19 protein-coding genes are annotated in these 22,967 nt (G+C 27.6%); 9 read left to right on the top strand and 10 right to left on the bottom strand.

From position 1 onward, the window contains the following. Positions 1-24 precede the first annotated feature (24 nt). Positions 25-2,109 carry a S8 family serine peptidase gene (locus tag EXC44_RS01370; protein WP_129621260.1) on the top strand — a complete coding sequence of 695 codons (2,085 nt, stop codon included), beginning with the start codon at positions 25-27 and terminating at the stop codon, positions 2,107-2,109. Next, the gene (locus EXC44_RS01365; RefSeq protein ID WP_129621257.1) at positions 2,096-3,043 is read left to right on the top strand and encodes a hypothetical protein; all 948 of its coding nucleotides are present in this window, start codon (positions 2,096-2,098) and stop codon (positions 3,041-3,043) included. Before EXC44_RS01370 ends, EXC44_RS01365 begins: the two co-directional genes overlap by 14 nt. Positions 3,044-3,188: 145 nt before the next feature. Here EXC44_RS01365 and EXC44_RS03900 read toward each other — a convergent pair whose 3' ends face one another. Together EXC44_RS03900 and EXC44_RS01360 are read right to left on the bottom strand one after the other, a co-directional pair. Continuing rightward, positions 3,189-3,341 carry a hypothetical protein gene (locus tag EXC44_RS03900; protein ID WP_165001835.1) on the bottom strand — a complete coding sequence of 51 codons (153 nt, stop codon included), beginning with the start codon at positions 3,339-3,341 and terminating at the stop codon, positions 3,189-3,191. Then, a complete protein-coding gene (locus EXC44_RS01360) occupies positions 3,331-3,738 on the bottom strand; it encodes a hypothetical protein (RefSeq protein ID WP_129621254.1) in 408 nt (135 codons plus the stop codon). The genes EXC44_RS03900 and EXC44_RS01360 overlap by 11 nt, the downstream gene beginning before the upstream one ends. A gap of 410 nt (positions 3,739-4,148) precedes the next feature. Here EXC44_RS01360 and EXC44_RS01355 point away from each other — a divergent pair, with 410 nt between their 5' ends. After that, a complete protein-coding gene (locus EXC44_RS01355) occupies positions 4,149-4,412 on the top strand; it encodes a hypothetical protein (protein ID WP_129621251.1) in 264 nt (87 codons plus the stop codon). Then, positions 4,399-5,349: a hypothetical protein gene (locus EXC44_RS01350; protein WP_129621248.1), complete on the top strand. Its 951-nt coding sequence runs from the start codon at positions 4,399-4,401 to the stop codon at positions 5,347-5,349. The genes EXC44_RS01355 and EXC44_RS01350 overlap by 14 nt, the downstream gene beginning before the upstream one ends. Position 5,350: 1 nt before the next feature. Here the strand turns inward: EXC44_RS01350 and EXC44_RS01345 are convergent, their stop codons facing one another. From EXC44_RS01345 to dcm, 5 genes are all read right to left on the bottom strand, one after another. Continuing rightward, positions 5,351-6,502 (bottom strand): hypothetical protein, encoded by a 1,152-nt coding sequence (locus EXC44_RS01345; RefSeq protein ID WP_129621245.1) that lies wholly within the window; start codon positions 6,500-6,502, stop codon positions 5,351-5,353. A gap of 903 nt (positions 6,503-7,405) precedes the next feature. After that, entirely contained in the window at positions 7,406-7,633 is a 228-nt protein-coding gene (locus tag EXC44_RS03985) for a hypothetical protein (protein WP_223213748.1), read from the bottom strand. A gap of 403 nt (positions 7,634-8,036) precedes the next feature. After that, positions 8,037-9,476, bottom strand: a complete 1,440-nt coding sequence (locus tag EXC44_RS01335; protein WP_165001834.1) for a hypothetical protein — start codon at positions 9,474-9,476, stop codon at positions 8,037-8,039. Beyond that, the gene (locus EXC44_RS01330) at positions 9,463-10,572 is read right to left on the bottom strand and encodes a DNA cytosine methyltransferase (RefSeq protein WP_129621239.1); all 1,110 of its coding nucleotides are present in this window, start codon (positions 10,570-10,572) and stop codon (positions 9,463-9,465) included. Before EXC44_RS01330 ends, EXC44_RS01335 begins: the two co-directional genes overlap by 14 nt. After that, positions 10,565-11,662, bottom strand: a complete 1,098-nt coding sequence (gene dcm, locus EXC44_RS01325) for a DNA (cytosine-5-)-methyltransferase (RefSeq protein WP_129621237.1) — start codon at positions 11,660-11,662, stop codon at positions 10,565-10,567. Before dcm ends, EXC44_RS01330 begins: the two co-directional genes overlap by 8 nt. A 779-nt stretch (positions 11,663-12,441) precedes the next feature. Between dcm and EXC44_RS01320 the strand changes: the two genes are divergently transcribed. From EXC44_RS01320 to EXC44_RS01300, 5 genes are all read left to right on the top strand, one after another. Further along, the gene (locus EXC44_RS01320; protein WP_120160888.1) at positions 12,442-13,257 is read left to right on the top strand and encodes an energy-coupling factor transporter ATPase; all 816 of its coding nucleotides are present in this window, start codon (positions 12,442-12,444) and stop codon (positions 13,255-13,257) included. Further along, positions 13,233-14,120 carry an energy-coupling factor transporter ATPase gene (locus EXC44_RS01315; RefSeq protein ID WP_129621234.1) on the top strand — a complete coding sequence of 296 codons (888 nt, stop codon included), beginning with the start codon at positions 13,233-13,235 and terminating at the stop codon, positions 14,118-14,120. Before EXC44_RS01320 ends, EXC44_RS01315 begins: the two co-directional genes overlap by 25 nt. A gap of 1 nt (position 14,121) precedes the next feature. Next, positions 14,122-15,177 carry an energy-coupling factor transporter transmembrane component T family protein gene (locus EXC44_RS01310; protein WP_099309211.1) on the top strand — a complete coding sequence of 352 codons (1,056 nt, stop codon included), beginning with the start codon at positions 14,122-14,124 and terminating at the stop codon, positions 15,175-15,177. A gap of 188 nt (positions 15,178-15,365) precedes the next feature. Continuing rightward, entirely contained in the window at positions 15,366-17,015 is a 1,650-nt protein-coding gene (locus EXC44_RS01305; RefSeq protein ID WP_129621231.1) for a hypothetical protein, read from the top strand. Positions 17,016-17,288: 273 nt separating this feature from the next. Then, the gene (locus EXC44_RS01300; RefSeq protein WP_129621229.1) at positions 17,289-18,305 is read left to right on the top strand and encodes a hypothetical protein; all 1,017 of its coding nucleotides are present in this window, start codon (positions 17,289-17,291) and stop codon (positions 18,303-18,305) included. 39 nt (positions 18,306-18,344) lie between these two features. On the opposite strand, the gene EXC44_RS01295 is transcribed toward EXC44_RS01300, so the two are convergent. The 3 genes from EXC44_RS01295 to plsX are packed head-to-tail and all read right to left on the bottom strand — an operon-like array spanning position 18,345 to position 22,965. Continuing rightward, a complete protein-coding gene (locus tag EXC44_RS01295; protein WP_129621226.1) occupies positions 18,345-21,281 on the bottom strand; it encodes an AAA family ATPase in 2,937 nt (978 codons plus the stop codon). 24 nt (positions 21,282-21,305) lie between these two features. After that, the gene (gene rnc / locus EXC44_RS01290) at positions 21,306-21,995 is read right to left on the bottom strand and encodes a ribonuclease III (protein WP_099309214.1); all 690 of its coding nucleotides are present in this window, start codon (positions 21,993-21,995) and stop codon (positions 21,306-21,308) included. Beyond that, positions 21,982-22,965 carry a phosphate acyltransferase PlsX gene (plsX, locus tag EXC44_RS01285; RefSeq protein WP_129621223.1) on the bottom strand — a complete coding sequence of 328 codons (984 nt, stop codon included), beginning with the start codon at positions 22,963-22,965 and terminating at the stop codon, positions 21,982-21,984. The genes rnc and plsX overlap by 14 nt, the downstream gene beginning before the upstream one ends. Positions 22,966-22,967: the final 2 nt, after the last annotated feature.

Genomic DNA, 22,967 nt, shown 5'->3' with positions numbered 1-22,967 from the left:
AGATAAATTTAATAAGGAGATTTTATGCCAAAGAAATTAAAATCATTATTTTGACTTTTTATAAGTTTTTCAGGGATATCTGCTTTCTTTGTTCCTAAAACTTTAAAACAAATTGTTATAAAAGATTGATATGATAATTTAAGTACTAATAAGTTTGAGATTCGTGGACAAGGTATAGCAGCTGCTTTATCTGAAGATAATCAAGTAGTAAATATACCAGTTAATAATGATTATGAACTTAAATTATTATTAAATCCTGGTTTTGAAACTCAAAATGAAGATTTAATAACTAAGTTTAATCATAATTTTATAAATAAAGTTAAAATAAATGATTTGAGATATAAATCATTTGAAACTAGCGAAATATTCCCAATGGTCTGGTTCTATTTTGAAACAGAAAAGCACCGGGAAAGTTTTGTTAATTCAATAAAAAGTTGAAATGAAATTGAGAAATTTATTATTTTTGAGAATAAAGTTAATAAATTTGAAGTAAATCGACTTGATCCACCACGTGAACTTCTAGATCCAATACCATATGAATTAATGTCTCGTAACTTTGATCCAACAATTTATAAAAATAAAAATTATGAAAGTTTTATGGATTTATACTTGCAAAAATTTATTGACTCATCAAATAAAAATGCCTCAATAGTTAATGCAACTAATTATTTCAATAATAATTATGTTGGTAAAGTTGGAATTTTAGAATATTGAACTAATAACTTTGATAGAAATTACGAGAAATATTTTAAAAATGGGATAGAAATAAATGATATTAATGCTTATATTAAAGACAGAAAAAATTCTCACTCTACAATAGTTTCACTAATTACTGCAGGAGAATATGGTATAGATAGATCTTCTAAGGTATACTTATACACAAGTAACCACAGAGATGGACATTGGAATAAAACGATCCAGAAAATGATTAAAGAAGACGGCATAAGATTAATAAATCATAGTTATGGCCCACTAATGTTAGTAAATATGAATGGAAACGAAATTGATAATCCAAATTATTTTTCAAACTATAATGAAAATGCTTATTTTCTTGATTATGTATCACGTAAATATGGTGTGATAAATGTTTTTTCGTCTGGAAATTATGGTAACAACAATCGCCATTTAATTAGTGATTATAAATTATCTTTTAATTCTATAATTGTAGGGGCACTAGAAAATAATGCTACCAAGCAAAATTTAAGATCTAATAAAGTTGCAAATTATTCTAACTATCAATTATTAGATGAATTTAGCAATATATCTAAACCGTTAGTTGTTGCACCTGCATATTTCTATAACCCAGTTTATGAAAATAATAAGTATTCTTGAGGCACAAGCTATGCTGCACCAGTTGTTACAGGACTAATTTCTAATTTAATGAAATATAAATCAGATATAAGAAATTCTAACAACAGAGTTGCAATTGTAAAAGCAATTTTATCAGCATCAGCTGTTAGTCCTAAACTAACTGGGTTAAGCTATAAAACAAGTGGTTATGAGCAAAAATTTGGAGCTGGAACACCGGATTTTAAAACAATGCTTGAAGCCGCAAATAACTACCAAGTTAAAACAATTAGTCCAACTGAAGCAAGTCAAATTATTTTAAGAAGCGATGAACTTAAATTACGTAAAGGTCAAACTATTAAAATTTCTAGTTCATGAATGTTCAATGCGGGTATTTTAAAAGTAAACCCAATGTTATCATATTATTCATTGCAAAATAATAGCTATTGAGAAAATAAGTTAAATCGTTTTAGTTGGTCTATTTCTAGCGAATCTAGGCAATCTGTAGATGGCTTAGATTATTTCAATCCTAAAACTCATAAAGAAGACTTATGACTTAAACAAGAAGAAGCTAAGAAACGTCAAAATGATAGATGGTTTACTGATTATGATTTAATCTTACAAAAGAAAGATGAGAATGGTGCTTGAATTACAGTTAAAGGCGTTTATACTATTTTAACTAATGATGAGTTAATAGAACATAAGATTACCGAATCGGGAAGTTACAGATATATAGTTACTAAAGTATCGAAAAATTCTTTTGCAAATTCTGTTGATGATATAGTTGCACTGACACATGTGGTACGAAATGAAGATTATTAAGAAAATTTTGTTATGTAGCTCAATTTTAACACCTTTATTCACCTTTGCATGTAATGCAAATGAACAAGGTAGAACTAAAGAACCTACTAAACCAATAGAAATAAAGCAAGACAAAGATGAACCAGTAGCTACACAAGAACCAAATTTAAAGCAAAATATTGTGGCAGATAAAGAAAATAAAAATTCAAATCAAAATATTGCTAAACCAACATCAAATGATAAGATAGAAAAACTAAAACAATCAACTGAAGAAGAATTAATTAGTCAAATAAAAGAAATATACAAAATTATTTATCCAGCATATCAAAAGTTTACCAAAATTGCAGTCTTCGCCCCTAAAGAATGATTAAAAGAAGATCAATTATATTTAAAAGATGAATACCATTTAAAATATTTAGATACTTTCAACGATAATTTTTTAGATAAATCATTGCAACCAAAAAATCCTGAAAATTTTTTAGCTCAAGATTCATATATAATAACTTCAAAAGAGGAATTTGACACTTATATTGTCAACAGATTTAAAGAATTAAATCCTTTTGATGAGTTTTTTGATGATCAAAAAATTAAAAAACTTTTTGAAGAATTATATTTAGAAAATAAAGATGTTTATAATATTTTAGATAACTATAATGTAGTTATAACTACTGTAAGCCCTTATAAATATTTACAAGGTGCTGGCTATATAATCCCGATATACCAAAATAATAAAACAGATATAACTTCAATTAGTGGCCATGAGCTAATTCCCGAATCAGTTTGAAATATGGATGCACTTGAAATAGAACCGATAAAATGAGAAGTTTTCTTAGTTAATAAAAATTATGTTATAGAATATAAAACAATATGAAGAAAAGAAAATGAAACACTTCTTTCATTTAGAGATAAGTTTGTTAAATGATATAAAGAAGTATTTAAAAAGCAATATCAATAATTTATAATTTAAGGAAAAAATGTTTGGAACTACCCAAACATTTTTTATATGGATTATGCTCTGCGCTAGGACTAAAGAATTTAACTTCCACAAAGGCATGGTCTGAATTCAAAGGCAAAAGCTGTAATCTTGTTTGTTATCCTAATTATATTTCTATCTTTCTAATTTTAGAAGGTAGTTGAAGTTTGGTAAGTGCTGCACTTGATGCCATATTAACAAAACTTCTAGGGTTATCAACATGATTAGCTTGAGTGAAATCAATATCATAGAGGGTGTTTGATTTAATACTATGGCTCATGCATTACATCTCGAGAATAAAAAAGCTTAAATTCTTTAGGAATTGAGTGGTTAGGTTGTTTATCATTTCCAAAATTTTTATTTGAACCAGATGTTCTTACATAAAGTTCTACTTTTGATCATTCTACTTCAACTGCTTCTGTGTTGGTGGTATAATCACTTTGTGATTGTGTTATAGGAGTTTGATTAGCTTTATAAAAGACTAATTTATTCTCAAGATCTAAGGCAACTTTTTCTCATTGTTCAAGGCTATTTGCTTCATTATTAGCACCATTATCAACAACATAATTTAATTTAGTTTTATCAGCAAAATTTTTACCTGATTTATCTTTATCTATTTCAAGATTTTGATCAACGTGATTTTTATTATCTTCAGATTCATTTTCTAAAATTGTCATAGTAACAATCGCTTTTAATCTTAAAATATTATAATTCTTATTATTCTTACTTAATAAATAATAAACAGGATTACTATTTGTATTTCTATTAGAACTAATTACTTTAGTAAAAGTATTGTTGTTCTCTTGAAACCATCATTCATCTTTAGCATTCTCAAAATTGGGGAGACTTTAAAAGTCTTTGCCCCTTTTTTACCAGTTACAAAATGACGCACTATTTCTTGTTTAACATTATTTTCTTTAACTAAAGTATTTTTTGAGTATTTGGTGTTTATTTATTGTTAAAAAGATAGGTCATAATTTAACCACATTAATTAACACTTTAAATTATGTTATAATTTATATATAGAATTTTTAATGTTATTTAAACAATTAAATATATTTTAGATAAATTTAATAAGGAGATTTTTATGCCAAAGAAATTAAAATCATTATTTTGACTTTTTATAGGTTTTTCAGGGATATCTGCTTTCTTTGTTCCTAAAACTTTAAAACAAATTGTTATAAAAGATTGATATGATAATTTAAGTACTAATAAGTTTGAGATTCGTGGACAAGGTATAACAACTGCTTTAACTGAAGATAATCAAGTAGTAAATATACCAGTTAATAATGATTATGAACTTAAATTATTATTAAATCCTGGTTTTGAAACAGAAAATGAAGATTATTAAGAAAATTTTGTTATGTAGCTCAATTTTAACACCTTTATTCACCTTTGCATGTAATGCAAAGGAACAAGGTAGAACTAAAGAACCTACTAAACCAATAGAAATAAAGCAAGACAAAGATGAACCAGTAGCTACACAAGAACCAAATTTAAAGCAAAATATTGTGGCAGATAAAGAAAATAAAAATTCAAATCAAAATATTTCTAAACCAACATCAAATGATAAGATAGAAAAACCAAAACAAACAACTAAAGAAGAATTAATTAATCAAATAAAAGAAATATACAAAATTATTTATCCAGTATATCAAAACTTTACCAAAATTGCAGTCTTTGCTCCTAAAGAATGATTAAAAGAAGATCAATATACACTAAAAATAGAATATAAACAAAAAGATTTAGATACTTTCAATGAGAATTTTTTAGATAAATCATTGCAACCAAAAAATCCTGAAAATTATTTAGCTAAAGATTCATATATGATAACTTCAAAAGAGGATTTTAATATGTATATAATAAATAGATTTAAAGAGTTAAACCAATTTAGTGATTATAATGATGCTGAAAAGATTAAAAAACTTTTTGAAGAATTATATTTAGATAATAAAGATGTTTATAATATTTTAGATAACTATAATGTAGTTATAACTACTGTACGTAGGGATAGGTTTTCCGATGGAGCTGGTTATATAATCCCAATATATGATAATAATAGAACTAACATAACATTAATAACAGGTCATCATGAAACTTTTATACATTATCACCAAACTGATGTATATGATCCAGCTCCTTCTGTAAAATGAGAAGTTTACTTAGTAAAAAAGAAACATGCTGTAAAATACAGCATAATATTAAGAAAAGAAAATGAAACACTTCTTTCATTTAGAGATAAGTTTGTTAAATGATATAAAGAAGTATTTAAAAAGCAATATCAATAATTTATAATTTAGGGAAAAAATGTTTGGAACTACCCAAACATTTTTTATATGGATTATGCTCTGCGCTAGGACTAAAGAATTTAACTTCGACAAATGCATGGTCTAAATCACCTGTTACTTTTGATTTTTTCTCTTCTGGTGCATTTGATTTAAAGTATGATTGTCATTCAGTTGAACCAACTTGTAGAGTATCATTATTTTTAAAATATCTACCATTTGCATGTTGATTTTGACTAACATTTTCTTTGGTTAATTCATTTCTTGCACTAACTCATTCAACTTTCATATATTTAGCTTTAACTGGTTTAAATTCAATGGCAAAAGCTGAAACATTGTTTGCAATACGAATAAAAAATTTATCTTTATCATTATTAGTAAAGGTTCTTGAACCACTTGGTATAGAATTATCTTCTATATTTAGAAAACCACTAGGTAAATCAAATGAATTAATTTGGACAAAGTCATAGTAATGTTGATGTGATTGATTTGATACTGGGGTTCATTGTTCTCCATCTTGAGAATAAAAAAGTTTAAATTGTTTAGGAATTGTATGATTATAATTTAATCCAAAATTCTTTTGTGACCCAGATGTTCTTAAATAAAGTTCTACTTTTGATCATTCTGCTTCAACTGCTTCTGTGTTGTTGGTAGAATCACTTTGTGATTGCGTTGCATTATTAGTTTTATAAAAGACTAATTTATTATCAAGATCTAGGCCAACATGTTCTCATTGTTCGATTCTCTTAGCTTCACCTATATCACCATCTGTCAAATATGTTCCAAGTTTTTCTTTATCAAAATTTTTACCTGATCTTTCTTTATCTACTTTAAGGTTTTGAATCATGTAAGGATTTCGATCAACATGGTTTGAACCATTAGTGCTAGTAGAATCAGCATCAATTAAAGTCATTGTAGCAATAGCTTTAATGCGTGATTGTTCATAAGTAGCATTTGAAGCACTTTGACCAGAACTTCTTTCAACTAAATGATAGGTAACAGTATTAGTGTTACTACTACTATCATTCTTACTATTACCAGTAATTTTAGTAGGATTAGTAGTATCAACTTTTCACCAATCTTGTTTAGAATTATCATAAGCAGGTAAACTAGATAAAGTGGTGGCCCCTTTTTTACCAGTTACAAAATGGCGCACTATTTCTTGTTTAACATCATTTTCTTTAACTAAAGTATTTTTTGAGTATTTGGTGTTTAATTAAATTAAAGCTATTGAAATAAATATGGACAGAAAAATTTAACATTTTAATCAGTTATAACGTTATAACAAATTAAACTGGGAAATTTTTTCCGGACGGTTTTACCTTACCCAACCGTACCATTTAGCTAAGCCAAATGGTACGGTTGGGTAAGGTTTTTTATCTTATTTTTTTATAGTTATATCAGTTTATAAATTCTTTAATTTTTTGATATTTCAATAAAAGTAAATCTTTTACATGTTTGTTCAAAATTTGGGAAAATCTCGCTTTTAAGAATGGAAAAGAAATACTCAATTTCCCGATTATCAAGAATATTGCCAATTCTTGATATCTATATTCTAGGGGGTTCTATTTTTTAGTATATTCAACTGATGAGTAAGCTGAACCATGGTCAAATCTAAAATAAAATGATTTTTAAATTTTGTATTACTGATATTATTCAAAACTAGTTCGCTATCATTTTTAAGTGATAATTCATAGGTCACAAACTTAGTTTTGTGATCAATAATTGCTGATAAATAAATGTGATTCTGTTTAATATCTTTTGTTGTTGGTATGTAGGTTACGACTGTTGCATATATATTATCGTTGCATGAATTATAATCTCTTTTTACTAAATCAGGCACTTTAACACATGTATTTTTAGACTCTTTTGTTTTACGTTTTTGTCTAACAAATGTTTCAATTTAAGCTTTTTCATATAATTTCCTAGGGTTCTAGGATTTATGTGAATGTTGTATTCTTGGAAAATATATTTAGCAAGTTTTCTAGGTTCATGCCTTTTTTATTTTAAACAAAACTTTGGAAAATTATTTCTTTATGTTTAACCTTACTCTTTAGCTTTATGATTGTCTTTCAATTTCTCATAATATGTAGATCTTGCTATTAAAAAAATGTTTGCTTTCTTTTTTTGATGAAAGATTATCGATTTCTTTAATGTCTGCATCAATATTATTTTCATTAAAGATTCGATAGTAGTATTTTATAACTGCATCTTTTTCATCATCTTTAAGCGTATCAATTCATGTATAATCAAGAACTTTCTTTTTCTTTCTTAGGTGATTTACCACTTTGAGATTCTATGTTCATATTTAAATTATATAATTTTCTTTTCTTTAACATATTTCTCAGTGATTCTTTATTTCAGTATGCTTTTCTAATATCAAAACAGTAATTTTCAAATTCTGCTTTAGTTATAGTTAAGCTCAAATATTTATCCTATGAGTCAAAAATTTTGACTCATTCTTTAGTCTTTAAATGTCTCATAAATACCTCTTTTTCACTATATTAAAAATATTCGGATTTTATCCGAATATTTTTTCCATGTCTAAAAACTTCGTTTATTCTTTTAACAAATGCAATATAAGAGCAAAATCTTCTTGTTTTAAAACTTTTTATAATAAAATAATTTTTAGATAAAAAGACATAAAAGTAAACATAAATGGGATAACTTTTGTGTCTTTTTTAAAGAGTTTACTTAAATTCATGTATAGAAACACCTAATCTATCATCAATAATTTTATATATTTTTTCACTTAAGTCTGTGCCAAGATTTTTAAGGATTAAATCATTAAATATTTCATAACTACATTCTTGTTTATTTTTATATATATTAAATATATATTTAGTTATTAAATCTGCAAAGCAATATGAAGTAATTATGCAAGTTTTAGTTCCTTTTATATCTTCAACAGCACTTGGTACATACCCAGGAGTAATGACAATTGTATATTTAGCATTATATAGTTTTCTATGTTGTTTTAATCGTCCATCATTTATACTAGTTAGTTTTTTATTTGTTGATTTACCATCGGCACAAAATACAATATTTTCTTTTAAATAATGACATAATGAATCTGGTTGCCCTGGTCCAGATATTGTTTCTGCTTTAACATCAGTAAACAAGTTAAAAGATTTTGTGATATATTCTTCAAATAATAATCATTTAGTGGAGTCTACAGAGGCTTCAACCAGTAATTTAGGAATTTGTAAAAATTCTTTATACATTTGATCTTTTTCCTGAATTTCTTCGAGCAAGATTGGTGGAACACTATTATAGATATCTCTAATTCAATCACTTCTTAAACCTTGAGGTTGTTTAATATTTGCATAAATTGATTCATTTTTCAAATACCTGTTTAGGAAAGCTCCGTATATTGAATCTAATTTTAAGAATTTTGTCGTTATTGCGGTTGGTAATTTTCTGAATTGTGATTGTAATTTAAAGTTTATTTTCTCCTTAACTTGATTGGTTATTGTAAGTTCACAAAGCATATTAAAAAGATAATTACAACTAACATAATTTCTGATAAATTGAGATGCATTAGGTAGTAATTTTTGTAACTTATTTTTATTGTCTAATTTTCGAAATTTTATAATTTTTTTAATAAGATTAATATAATCTTTTGGTGTGGATAGTTTTTTTACATAATATAAAATGTGTGCAACTTCTATATTACTTAATTTATAATCAATTCTAGGTTCAGTTAATAATTTAAATATAAGCCTCATTGGATATATATTAAAATCATTTAATTTTTTATATGGATTGTTAAATTGTATTGTAAAAAGCATTCCTATAAATACTTTATTTCTTGTTTTTATATCTTCTTTGTATTTTAACAATAATTCACCATATGAACTAAGGTGAATTTTTCTATTAGAAGTTTCATAAATAGCCCCGTAAAATCTTGGTTCATCTATTTTATGATTGGCCGAAGATAAATCGTAATGGTCTTTTTTAATATATGGTTTATAAGTTCCTTTTAATGAGTGCTCTTTCATTAAAAGTTGTTGAATATTATTATTTCTTTTTATTCCATTTAGTTTGCTAAACAAATTTAAAGTAATAAAAAATTGATTAATATTACATGAATTTTGGGGAAAGAGCCATACATTTTTATTTTGCATCATTATCCTCCACATGAATATTTTTAACAATTTTTTCAATTAATAAAGGTGGAACTCCTTCACCGATTACGTTTCTAATAAAGTTATCACTTGCTCAATTTGGAATATCTCAATCATCTTTTATAGTAAATAATTTCATGATTTCATAAATTGTTAAAACTCTGGCATCGCTATAAGTTCCATCGTGTTTTAATCTCCCAGGATGAACATTGCATTGAGATGAAATAGATCCATTAGCCATTGTAATTGTTGGGGCAGGTTTATCCCAATCCATTCTTTTGTATGTGGTGTTATATCCCTTAATTCTAGTACCATCTGGTTTTTTAGGGTAATAAAATAAGTTTTGAAAAGCAGAACGACCTGTAGGGGTATACATCATTGCCTCTACGTGTCTATATAAATGATTTTTTGGAACATGCCATTTGTTAATTTCTTGGCATTTTTTTATTTTTAAACTATTATCTTTAAAAAAGTTTGTATTTCCTTCAACAATTGCTTCTACTGAAGGTAAATTTCCAATTGCTTCTTTAACAGTTATTAACTTTGCCTCCTTATTAGGGAAATTTCATGGTTTTATTTTGCTTAATAAAATAACTGCTCTTTTTCTGTTTTGTGGTACACCATAATCTTGAGCATTAATTAATTTTTCTTTATTTATATAATATTTTTGCCCGAATTCTCTTTCAATTGTTTTTTCCACTGTATCAATAATATTGTTATATTTAATTTTTAATTTTAATAACTGTGGAACATTTTCTATTATTACATAATCTGGATTTAAATCATTTATAGCATTTAAAACAGGTATTATTAATGTGTTTCTTTTGTCGCTGTAATCTCTTTTTCCTGCAACACTCATTCCTTGGCATGGTGGAGTTGCAATTAGAAAGTTACAATTTTCTTTTCTTGCTTGCGAAATTATTTGATTATATTTATCATAAATATCACCTACAATCATTTTACAATCAGGGAAAATATGTTGATAAAATTTAGCCCTATCTTTTTTTAATTCGTTTGCTATAACTATATCTACACCAACTTTTTTTAAATTTAATTCACCAATGCCAACATTTGAAAATAATGATAAACCTTTAATCATTTTCTTCCTCCTCATATATATTTCTAAAAATATTTTCCAATACGTTAACAACAATTGAGTTACCACATAACCTTATTATGGTGTTATCTGATAACTTTCCTTGTTTCATATTATGGTAGTCTTGATCATTATATCCCATTAATCTACAACATTCTAGTGCACTTAATTTTCTTTCATATAAAGTACCATTTTCACATTTAATTAATTTAAGGCCAGATCTTCCGGCTCTTTGAGTAGAAGATACTTTATCAATCATAACACCATTTATTTTTCAATCTCGATCATCTAAAAAAAGTACTTCACCTTCTTTTACTTCTCCTTTGACCTTAGCTTTTGGATTAAATATTGTTCATTTTTTTCCTTTATCATCAATAATATCATTAAGACTTTTATGGATAAATTGGTTATCTTTGATTAAGTTTATTTTACTTTTGCCTAATTTTGAAACAACAATCACCCTTGGGCGCCGTTGTGGAATGCCATAATGCTGAGCATCAAAGATTTTCCAATAATTTTCATAGCCCAAAGATTCTAGATATCTTAATCATGTTTCAAAGTTTTGCTTGTTTTTGCCAGTAGTAAGGCTTTTTACATTTTCTAAAACTAAATATTTTGGTTTTTTATTTTCGATGATTTTTTTACATTCTCAAAGCAAAGAACTTCTCGTTCCGCTATTTTGATCTAAGCCTTTTTTTGTCCCGATTGATGAGATATCTTGACAAGGAAAAGAATATGTAAATAAATTATGCTCTGGAATATTTTCAATACTTATTTTAGTTATATCGCCAAGATTATTTGTTTTAACACATGCTATATATAACTCAGTAAGTTTTTCATTGCTCAATTTTTTGAGATCTTTTTCAGATTTAATAAGTATCTTTGATAAATAATTAATTATTTCTTGTTTTGGTAATATATTATAACTATTATCATTTTTTTTATGTATATAGTAATAAGCCAAAGTGGCAGCGGGATCAATATCTGATGTTGCAACAATTTTAAACTTTTTATTAATATTTCTTAATGCCATATGTTGTGAACCAACACCGGAAAAAGCCTCAAAGACATTTAATTTTACATCTTGATTCATTAATTACTCCTAAATTACAAACCTATATTTTTTTATTTTGTTATTTATTACAATATTAATATAAAATATTATCTTTAATTAATTATATAAGAATCTATTATTCTGCACAAAAATAGTATAAATAATTGTTTTAAACTGAGAAATTTCCCAGACTATTTTACCTTCCCCAACCATACCATTTGGCATAGCCAAATGGTATGGTTGGGGAAGGTTTTTATCTTATTTTTTTATAGTTATATCAGTTTATAAATTCTTTAATTTTTTGTGATACTTCAATAAAACCAAGTCTTTTGCTTGTTTTTCGAAATTTGGTAAAAGCTTGCTTTTAAGAATTAAAAGAAATATACAATTTCACAATTATCAAGACTATTACCAATTCTTGACATTGATATTCTACCTTTTAGTAATTATATTTTTTAGTATATTGAATCGATCTCTTTTTATTATAGTAGTGGATAATTTTCTTAAATGTTATCTTGATTTTAAATACCTTTTTGTTTTATTTGTGTAGTTTTTTTAAATTAAATAAGCAATTACTAATAATATAATTTTTAATATATTAACTGAATTTAAGTTTAATTTATTTTAACTCTTGTCTTAGTTAGTAATTTAAAGATTAACCTTAATATATAAAAACTGAAATCTTTCATTTTTTATATGTATTATAAGAACCTTGCTTGGAATAAACATCAATTAATAATTGCTATTATTGGACAAATAATAACAGCACAAAAATTATTGTGCTGTTTTTCATTATTTATTTTATAATTAAAATAATTATGATTAAAGTTGATAATATCGTATTTAGTTATAAACCTGGGACCCAAGCCCCAGCTTTACAAAATGTAAGCTTTGAAATAGCTAAAGGTGAATATATTGCTATCTTAGGACACAATGGTAGTGGCAAAAGTACTTTGTCCAAAGTGCTTGTTGCCTTACTTAAACCACAAGAAGGAAGTCTATCAGTTGACGGAATAGTTTATAACCGCCAAAATTTATTTCAAATTCGTAAAAAAATTGGAATTATCTTTCAAAACCCTGATAACCAATTTATTGGTTCATCAGTCGAAGATGATATTGCCTTTGGTTTAGAAAACCGTAATGTGCCACATGAAAAGATGCAAGATATTGTTCATTACTATGCCAAAAAAGTTGATATGTTTGATCATTTAGCAAGAGAACCAGAAAATCTTTCTGGAGGACAAAAGCAACGAGTTGCTATTGCCTCAATTTTAGCCTTAGACCCGGATGTAATTATCTTTGATGAAGTAACCTCAATGCTTGATCCTAAAGGAAAAAGTAGTGTTTTAGATATTATTAAAGAAATTAAAGCTAATAAAGAAAAGACTTTAATTTCGATTACGCATGATATGGATGAAGCAATTTTAGCCGATCGCTTATTAGTCTTTTCAAAAGGGCAATTAATTGCCCAAGGCAATCCAAAAGAAATTTTAAATAATCCAAAAATTATTGAGATAGCTAAAATTGATTCACCATTTATTTATAAATTAAGTAGTATGCTTAAAAATCTTGAACCAACTTATGATAAAGAGGAGTTAATTGAAAAATTATGCAAATTAAAATTCAAAACTTAAAACAAATTTTTAATAAAAATTCTCCATGGGAATTTGTTGCTTTAGAAGATGTTAGTTTAGAAATTAAAAGTGGGGAATATATTGGAATAATTGGATCAACTGGTTCAGGTAAAACTACCTTAATTGAACATTTTAATGCATTATTAAAACCTACCAAAGGAATAATATCGTGGGAAATTAACAAAGATAATCAAATAGTTAACTGGTCTTATGGTGAGAAGACTAGTAAATTTAAATTTAAGGAATTACGTAAGCAAATTGGAATTGTTTTCCAATTTGCTGAATACCAATTGTTTAAAAATACTATTAAAGAAGATATTGCTTTTGCACCAATTGCCTTTGGTATGCCTAAAGAACAAGCATATAAAATAGCAGAACAATGTTTATTAGAAGTAGGTTTAGGACTTGAATATTTAGAGCGCAGTCCTTTTGAACTTTCTGGTGGGCAAAAAAGAAGGGTAGCAATTGCTGGAGTTTTGGCTATGAATCCGGATTTCTTAGTTTTTGATGAGCCAACTGCAGGGCTTGATCCACAAGGGACAGTTGAAATTTTAGACATTTTATCTAAATTACATGCAAATGGTAAAACCATTATTAATGTAACTCATGATTTAGATAAAGTTTTAGAAAGAACCCAAAGAACCATCATGTTAAGAAAAGGAAAAGTCGTAGCTGATGGAGTAACTTATGATGTATTAAATGATTTAAAACTTTTAAAAGATAATTATTTAGAACCACCAAGACTCTTAGAATTTATTTATCAATTAAGGGCTAAAGGAATTGATGTTCCAAAGGTTAAAAGTTTACAAGAATTAGCTGATTATTTAAATAATTCAATTTGTGGTAAAAAGGAGGTTAGTTAAGATGCAACAAAGTGCTTTTGGTCGCTATATTCCTGGTAATAGTTTTATTTATAAAATAGACCCACGTGTTAAAGTATTGTTAAGTATTTTAATGATTGTACTGATTTTTATTGCTAGTAGTTTTATTGAACTATTTTTACTTGCTTTCTTGATTACTGGCATTTTTATTTTTTCAACTAAGCGTATTATACCAGTAATCAAGACTTTAAAATTACCATTAATAATTTCAGTTGTTTTATTCTTAGTTAATTTATATACTGTTAATAACGAAACAGTATATAAAAACGATTATTATGTCAGTTACTTTTGACCAATTTTTACTTCATCAAGTAAAGATTTAGAAATTAACGGTAAAAAGGTTTTATGAACTGAATTTTACAATGCAAAAGTAGTAGGGCAAGAGATGCTTGATTATTACATTAAAGCTTATGGACCTAATGTTAAAATACAATATGGTGTTTCAATTAATTCAATTAACCGAATTATAGCTTTAGTAATTAGATTATATGTAATGGTTTTAACAACAAGTTTATTAACTAATACTACTAGGCCAATTTTATTAAATAAATCAATTGAGAGTTTGTTATTCCCTCTAAAATTTCTTTTTATTCCAACTCATATTATTGCTATGATTATTTCAATTGCTTTGCGCTTTATTCCAACTTTAGTTAATGAATCATTTCGTATCATTAAAGCACAAAGCTCGCGGGGAGTTGATTTTAAACATGGCAATACTAAAGAAAAAATAATTGCTTTCACAACTTTGATTATTCCACTATTTGTTTCATCATTTCAAAAGGCAGAAGATCTAGCTAATTCAATGGAAACAAGAGGCTATGATCCATATGAAAAAAGAACAAAGTATCGGGTGTTTAAATTAAAAGTTAGTGACCTTTTAATTTTAACTTTGTTCTTTGGCATTTTAACAATTTTTATTTTAAATAATTTAGTAATTAAATATTCGAATTTTAATCCAACTGAAGGGGTGTATAATTTACATAAAATAGGTCATTATTCACTCTTTAAATTTTTCTTAATTACAAAAGTTGTTTCATAAAAGCAAGCAAAAAGCTTGCTTTTATTTCTTTTATCACTTGCCTATAGACTTAAAAAAGTTTAAAATATTTTTGAAATTGTTTAGTTATATATGTATATATATTATAATAATAATGTGGCATTTTGGATAAACCCAAATTAAGCCGCACTTAATAAAATAATATTAATACATTTTTCGAGGAGAAACTATTGAAAAAGAAATTACTTTACTTGCTTAGTGCAACTAGTGTCTTAGCTCCATTAGTAGCTGTTTCATGTGGTCAAAAAACCCCTGAAAAACCAGTAGACCCTGTTGATGCTAATGCAAATGTTTTTAAACAAACTCATGCTATTGTTTTATCTAAAAACGAGAGCAATATTGCTGCAACTGATGAAGCAAGAGTAAATGCAGCTTTAAGTGCATATGGCAATTTATCAGACGCAGTTAAAGCTAAATTAACAAGTCAAAAAACCTTGTTAGATAAATTAAGTGCTAAAATTGCACAACTTAAACAAGCTAATGCTAAAGGTCAAACTACACCAACTCCTAACCCAACACCTGGAAAAGTAGACCCAGGTACTCGTGGTGGACAAGATAATACTAGTTCTAATGAACCTGCCGCTGTTACAAGCTTAAAAAATGAAGTAAGAACCTTACTAGGTGAACTTCCTACAAGAAACCCAAAAAGAGTTGAAGTAGAAAGAACTTTAAATCAAACTAATAATCAAGCAAGTTTAGAAGCTTTAAAAACTGAACTTACTACCTTAAAAACTGAACTTAATGAAGCTTATACTAAACTTCAACAAGCTTTAAATGCTAAATTACCTAATGGTAATGGCTTTAAAACTAGAACCTTAAATTTAGTTACTCTAAAATCTTCTGAAGCTGATGAAGTTAGTGAATTAGAAATTTTAACTTCTGATGTAGAAAAAGAAGTAGCTAAATTAAAACAAGGTGTTGAAACCTTAAAATCAGAACTTAAATATTTCCATAAAGATTCACAGTTTAAAAAAGATAAAGAAACTGAATTTGAAAAAGAATTAAGTACTCAAACTTATTTAACTGATACATCTCAATTAAATGATAAATTAACTGAGATTAGAAATACTTATGTTAGTGAAAATAATAATAAGTTAACTGAATACTTTAATGAAGGACCAGAAAACACCAAATACTCAAAAAATACTTTAGTTAAAGAAAATGATGTTAAACAAGAAATAGTGCGCCATTTTGTAACTGGTAAAAAAGGGGCCACCACTTTATCTAGTTTACCTGCTTATGATAATTCTAAACAAGATTGGTGAAAAGTTGATACTACTAATCCTACTAAAATTATTGGTAATAGTAAGAATGATAGTAGTAGTAACACTAATACTGTTACCTATCATTTAGTTGAAAGAAGTTCTGGTCAAAGTGCTTCAAATGCTACTTATGAACAATCACGCATTAAAGCTATTGCTACAATGACTTTAATTGATGCTGATTCTACTAGCACTAATGGTTCAAACCATGTTGATCGAAATCCTTACATGATTCAAAACCTTAAAGTAGATAAAGAAAGATCAGGTAAAAATTTCACTTTTGAAGGGACTGCAAAAGCAAGCAAAAATCTAAATGTTTTAACAGATAATAATCTTGATCAACAAAATAGAATCGAACAATGAGAACATGTTGGGTTAGATCTTGATAATAAATTAGTCTTTTATAAAACTAATCCAACTGCCGCTACACAAGTTACAACACAATCAGATAGCCAATCTACCACCAACGACACTGAAGCAGTTGAAGCAGAATGATCAAAAGTAGAACTTTATGTAAGAACATCTGGGTCGAATAAAAATTTCGGAAATGGTAAATAACCTAACCACTCAATTCCTAAAGAATTTAAGCTTTTTTATTCTCAAGATGGAGAGCAATGAACCCCAGTATTAAATCAAACACACCGCTTTGATACTGATTTTATTCAAGCTAATGCTATTGATAAAGATTCTGGTTATATTAATATTAGTGATTCATCCGTTGGAAATCAAAATTCAACTACCTTCCAAGAGTCAAAAGCTAGAAATATAATTAGGGTAACAAACAACATCACCGCCTTTGCCATTGAATTTAAACCAGTTAAAGCTAAATATATGAAAGTTGAATGAGTATCGCAAAAAAATACTTTAACTAGTGAAACTGCAAGAACTAACAGTTTTACTGATAATAATCATTATTTTTTACCGCATAATGATAATCTTCCAATGGGTTCAACTGAATGACAATCATACTTTAAATCAAATGCACCAAAAGAGAAAAAATCAAAAGTAACAGGTGATTTAGATTATGGTTTTGTCGAAGTTAAATTCTTTAGTCCTAGCGCAGAGCATAATCCATATAAAAAAGCTGAAAAACAAGGTGCAGCAGGACAAGGTAGAGGATTAGATAAAACACCTAATGTTTTAGTTACATCTAAAAAACCTAATACAACAACAAATAATGTATCTGGTGGTTCTCAAAATACTACTCAAGAAGGAGATAAAGTTCTTTTAACTGTTAACCAAACAACTACTATCCCAGATTATGATTTATCTTCTTGAGATATAAAGAATTTTAAACTATCATTCCAAGAAGAAGATAAATTAGATATTACTTCACCAAGACTAAAAGTAAATGTTAAAGAAGTTAATAAATATTATGCACAAACTAACACTACTTCACAAGTATCATCTACCTCTTCAACTACAAATTCTAATCCAGTAGCTGTTGAACTTGAAATTAAGGATGAAAGTGATGGAGATAGTAAGGTTTGAAGAGTTGTGTTAGGTCAAGTTCCTACCCATAATATTTTTAAAGAAGAAGAAAAACAAAAACAAGCTCTTACAGATGAAAATAATTTCCTTAGCTTTTTATTAAAAGCTGACATTGAAAGATGATCTAAAGTAGAAATTACTGAGTTTAATAAGAAAACTATTATTGATAAAATAGAAGCTTTCAAAAACTCTTTAACTGGAGCTAATGATCTTATTACTGAAGAGCACTTAAAAACTTGAGCAGAAATTAAGAATAATATCTTAGATTTTAAGAAATACTCAGAACCAGTAGCAACACAAGAAAATGGAACTACAGGACAACAAGCAAATTCTGGATCAGGAAGTGTTAGCTCTTAATTAACAAAAAAATCAAAGCTAAAGCTTTGATTTTTTCTTTTACTCTTGAATTAATTTTTTAGCTTCTGCTAACTCAACACTAAAGAAGCTGGTTACACCTCTTTTTTGCATTGTAGCCCCAAATAAAGCATCCACCCTAGTCATAGTACCAGTACGGTGAGTTATAACTAAAAACTGGGTTTTATGTTTTAATTCTTGTAAGTATTCAGCATATCTAACCACGTTAGATTCATCTAATGCTGCTTCAACTTCATCTAAAATACATAAAGGTAGAGGCCTTGCTCTTAAAATAGCAAAAAGCAAGGAAATAGCAATTAACGCTTTTTCACCACCAGAGAAAAGTTTGAGGTTTTTAACTTTTTTTCCTGGTGGTTGAGCATAGATGCTAATACCACTTTCTAAAATATTATTTGGATCTAAAAATCGCACTTTAGCAGTGCCTCCTCCAAATAATGAAGAAAAGACATTATGCATCTGTTCATTAACATCATCAACAATTGATGTTAATCTTTGAATAATTTTTTTATCTAATTCACTAATAGCTTCCAGGCAAAGGTTCTTTGCCTGGGTTACTTCTTCTTTGTTAGCTAGATCGATTTTATACCTATCATTTAATTCTTCAAATTCTTGAATCGAATCTAAATTAACATTACCTAAAGTTTTGATTTGAGATTTTAAGTTTTCAATAGTTTCTTTTGCTTCTTCAAAAGCAAAAGAAAGTTTATTAAAATTAGCTTTAGCATACTCAAAAGTCATATCATAATGTTCATGTAACCTAAGCGTATCAGCTTCAAGTTGATTTTTAGCTAAAGTTAAATTAGCATTTTTTTGACTAAAAGAACTATAAAGTTTTTTCAGTAAATTATTTAATTCATTGATTTTTTTATTGTTAACTGCTAAGTCTGTTTCAATTGAATTATTCTCTTGCATTGAAACTTGCAAGTTATATTCAATTTGGCTTAGCTCATATTTTAGTTTTAAAATCTCGCTTTGAGTTTGATTTAAAGCATCATAGCTTTGATCATTAACATTATTTAAATCATTAATTGATAAACTAGTTTTATGTTTATCAATTATTTTTTGTTTTTCATTAATTTGATACTGTAAAGCATTAAGATTAGTAATTTGCATTTGCAAATTATTTTGATATTTTCTTAAAGTATCATTATGAACTTTTAGATTTTGAGTTAGTTTTTGGTTAATTACTTCATTGCCAGTAACTAATTCTTGCAATGAAGTAATTTTATCGTCTAAATTAAGCAAATTCTCACTTGCTTGCTGCGATCCTCCAACTAAAATTCCCCCAGGGCGCACTAAATCTCCTTGCATGGAAACAATAGTATATTTCTTTTGCACAATGTTTGAAATTTCTGTGGCAAAAGAAATATCTCTAGCAACAATAATATTTCCAAGTAAAAATTGATTTAAAACTTTAAATTGCTCTTGTACAATTGCTAAATTGCTAGCTACTTCAACAAAACCTTGATGGTTGCGTAAAGCAAATAAATAATGTTCTTGAACTTCCTTAGCTTCAATTGAAGCTAAGGGAATAAAGGTAGCTCTACCGCCATTATTTTTTTTCAAAAAATCAATGGCTTTAATTGCAGTTTGCGAATTATCTACAACCAAATGTTGCATGGCTTGTTTTAAAATTGTTTCAAAAGCTAATGTATATTCGCTTGGTACTTTGATTAAATCACTTACCATGCCTTTTAAACCTTTAAAAAAGGCTTTATTATCTAAAATGGTCTTAACCCCTTGGTAAAGATTATTTTTTGATTTTTGCATGTTTTTCAAGTGATTTAACTCAGCTTTTAATTCGTTGTTTTTAGTCTCTTTAGCTTTGTAAGTTAAATTTAACTCATTAATGAGCAAAGTTTGCTCATTAATCTTTTGTTCTAACTCAGTTTTTAAGCTAAAAGTTTGATCATAACTTGATTTAAAACTTACTAGTTCTAATTCTAAGCTTTTAACTTGTGAAACTAAAGCAGCAGCTTGTTCTGCTGCATTAGTTTGCAATGCTCCTTCAGCAAGTAATTTACGTTTAGCTAAAGCTTCGGTAATGCTTGTTTCAAGGGATGATATTTTAGTTTGTAATACTTGTTTTTGGTTTGAATAGTTAGCAATTTCAGCTTTTAAATCTTTCAAAAGTTTTGATTTTTCGAAGTTTTCATTTTCTAAAAGTTTTAAATCTTCATTATATGAACTAACTGTTTCTTCAAAACCTTCTAATTCTTTTGAAAGCTCTTGATAAATAGTTTGATTTTGCTCAATTTGTTGAGCTAAGTAAGGAATTTCTAAATCACTTAATTCCTTACTTAGCTCTTTATATTTATAGGCTTTAGAAGCTTGAGTTTCTAAAGCTGTTAATCTTTTTTGCATTTCAGCGAGCTTTGCTTCCATGATTTTGAGATTTTGAGTTGCTTGTTCTAATTTTTTTAAAGATTCAGTTTTACGGAATTTATACTTGGAAACTCCAGCTGCTTCTTCAAAGATTAACCTTCTTTGCTCATCAGAAGATTGGGCAATGTCTGAAACCGTTCCTTGGGAAATAATCGCAAGCGAACTTTTCCCAATTCCTGTTTCCATGGCTAAAATCTTAATTTCTTTTAAGCGAGCTTTTTGCCCATTAATGAAATATTCATTAATACCTTTATCGCGCTCAATGACTCTGGAGATACTAACTGTATCAGAGTCAATTGAGCTTAAACGTTCTTTATTGTCAAAAGTTAAGGTAACTTGTGCTTTATTCATTGGCTCGCTAGTTTTTGAACCAGCGAAAATAACATCAGCCATCGAATCACCACGTAACTCTTTAGAGCTTTGTTCACCTAAAACTCAGCGAATAGCATCATTAATGTTGCTTTTACCTGAACCATTTGGTCCAACAATCCCAACAACTCCGCCATCAAAACGTAAAACAATTGGATCAGCAAATGATTTAAAGCCATGGGCTTCAAGTTTAATTAATTTCATTTAATTATGCTCCTAGTAATTACTTTATTCTTTAAACTTATCTAATGCATCTTGAGCTGCATTAGATTCTGCTTCTTTCTTACTTTTTCCTGTACCAACTCCAAAGACTTTTTTCTCATGAACAGCTTTTGCTTGGAAAAGCTTGTTCATGACTTCTTCAGTTTTATAAGTAATATTTTCTTTTGTCATACTTTGAAATAATTCTTGTAACTTAGTTTTAGGATCTTTTAAATCAGTGATGTTGACAATATTTTTATCTTTAACTTCAGCTAAAATATATTTTTTGATAAAAAACATTGCTTGGTCAATGCCTTGGTCTAAATAGATTGCTCCAATTAATGCTTCTAAAATGTCGGCTTGGACTTTTGGCGAAGCAATAACATCAACATGCATATTACCTGGACCTGTGCGTAATAAATCAACTAAACCAAGTTTTTGGCTAATATTTGAAAGCATTTTAGTTTCAACAATAGAAGCCCTGTATCTAGTCATAGTTCCTTGATCAATTTTAGGGTTATTTTTGAAAATATATGATGAAACAACAAATCCTAAAGTTGAATCACCTAAAAATTCAAGTTTTTCATAATTAATATCACTTAAATTTTGGTTACTAAATGATTTATGGGTAGTTGCCTGGATATATAAACTAATATCATCAGGTTTAATATCTATTTTCTTTAAAAATTGTAATAAGTTATTTTTATATCTTTCCATTTTGTACTCCTTGTAAATCTGTAATTAAATTAGTATCTAAAGCCTTATGCATTTGATCTAATGCATATAAAATGGCTAATTTATCACTTGAGCCATGAATCTTCAAAGCAGGCTTTGCTACACCGAGAATTCAAGCCGCTCCTGAATTACGGTAGTCTAGTTTTTGCATAATTTCTTTAAATGTTGGTTTTAATAACAAAGCTCCTAGCTTTGTTCGTATACGCTTTAAAGCGCTTTCTTTTATTGCATCTTTAAAAGATAAGATTGCTCCTTCATAGCTTTTGAGAATCAAGTTTCCTCCATAGCCATCAACTAAAGCTATATCATAATTAGCTCTTAACAATTCTCTTGATTCACTAAAACCAACATAATTTAGTGAATCATCTGCTAGAAGCAGTTTGGCTGCTTCTTTAGTATGTTCAAGGCCTTTATATTCTTCAGTGCCAATGTTTAAAAGTGTAATTTTTGGGCTTTGAACTTTAAACATTTTTTGGCTAAAAATTTGAGCTAATTTAGCTCACTGGTATAAATATTCAGCTTTAACTTCTAAGTTTGCTCCTACGTCTAGCAAAAGAACTTTTTTACCATTTAAGGCGCTAATAATTGGCATAAAGGCAGGGCGCAAGGTGCCTTGTAATCTGCCAGCTTTTAAGGTTAAAGCTGAAATATACATCCCACTATCACCACCAGAAATTATTCCATCAGCTTTGCCTTCAACAAGCATTTGAATTGCTTGGTTCATGCTTGTTGGCTCTTTTAAATTTTGACGGATGTTTTTTGGGTCAAAAACCTTATAAGAATTATCAATTAAAATAAGATTTTTAACTTGGTTTTTAATTGGTAGTTTACTTATCTCACCTACTAAGGTGATAGAAGTATCTTGATGCTTTATTAAAAACTCGCTGCAAGCTTCATAGTAAGCTTGAGGGCCATGATCTAATCCATTAATATCAATGACAATTTGTTTCATTT

The sequence above is a fragment of the Mycoplasmopsis bovirhinis genome, from assembly GCF_900660515.1.
Taxonomy (GTDB): domain Bacteria; phylum Bacillota_I; class Bacilli_A; order Mycoplasmatales; family Metamycoplasmataceae; genus Mycoplasmopsis; species Mycoplasmopsis bovirhinis.
This window is presented reverse-complemented; position numbering and strand designations above follow the sequence as displayed.